The sequence below is a fragment of the Agrobacterium sp. K11 genome, from assembly GCF_059429395.1.
Genome location: NZ_JCAHRB010000047.1, coordinates 1 through 1,007, shown reverse-complemented (window position 1 = coordinate 1,007; position 1,007 = coordinate 1). Strand labels below are relative to the sequence as shown.

The following is a 1,007-nucleotide window of genomic DNA, read 5'->3' as shown; positions in this document are numbered from 1 at the left end:
CGAAAGACTTCGTCGCCAGCAGCGCCGCCGCCCTCGTTCAGTGAGCGGACTTATAGAGAGCAGCTTGCGCTTACGTCAATGGGCAAAAAAGAAAATCCTTGGAAAAAAAACGGGCGCCAAAATTCCATAAAATAATCAACACTTTGGCGGCATCGACGTCGTCTGGACAGTTATTTCCAGAATTACGATGGCATTTTTAGTAGTCCGCTTTCACCGTACAGAGTCTTACGCCTGCTCAAATTGTCGAATAGAGCTTACTACGGCGGTGGTTGGGTTGCGCCACGAGTGCAAGCTTGATCGCCGAAACATTTCGAGTGAGTGCTATCCTTGAGGATAGCCAATTCCAAACAGCAGAATGGAAATGCTCGAAATGTCTGATGGTTCTTGGGTAGATTGGTTTCCTTTCGTCTTTTTCCCGGCCAAGGTCATAGTGCTCGGCATAGGCATGTATTATGCGATCAAGTGGCATCACGATCAGGCGAAGAAAGATAGCGAGACCAAAGGGCACTGAGCGAGGCTCTGCTGTCCGTCGCTCAAGCCCGCATTGCGTTGCTGGCTGAAGGCAACGAGAGCGGAAAGCAGTTGCAGCGCCTCCCCGGCGAACTATCAGCCTCATAACTTTCGCGGAACAACGGGCGAACTATGTGAGAACATCCGCACCAATTGTTCTACATTAGATTTTTCCCAATGAGAGCATTGGCTTACCTCTATCAAAAGCCGCTCCAGATAGCTGGAAGCGGCATGCTTGATGAAATAAACAGAATACGAGTAGCCAATATTCGGGAAAGTATTTGAGCTAGAAAAACGTTGCTCGTTCCCATGAAACGTGGAGATCAATCGAGACTTTCACTCAATTTGTCAATTAGCTCTCAAGGATATGCTTAATCTGTAAGCCTCCGCCCATGGCGTCAACGACAGTGCGCCAGCCGTTCGGTGCGCCTTTCCGATTGGGTCTGGAGTGCACCCCATTTCACCGGACAAGTCGGCTAGATTGATTTAGCCCTGAT

Annotated in this window: 1 protein-coding gene; it reads left to right on the top strand. The window is 49.4% G+C overall.

Features of this window, described 5'->3' with window-relative positions:
• Positions 1-370 precede the first annotated feature (370 nt).
• Entirely contained in the window at positions 371-511 is a 141-nt protein-coding gene (locus AC5SEO_RS26875; protein ID WP_162995293.1) for a hypothetical protein, read from the top strand.
• Positions 512-1,007 lie beyond the last annotated feature (496 nt).

What these genes read in the sequence shown, in the direction of transcription:
- AC5SEO_RS26875 (WP_162995293.1), top strand. Translation starts at nt 371, where the DNA reads ATGTCTGATGGTTCTTGGGTAGATTGGTTTCCTTTCGTCTTTTTCCCG.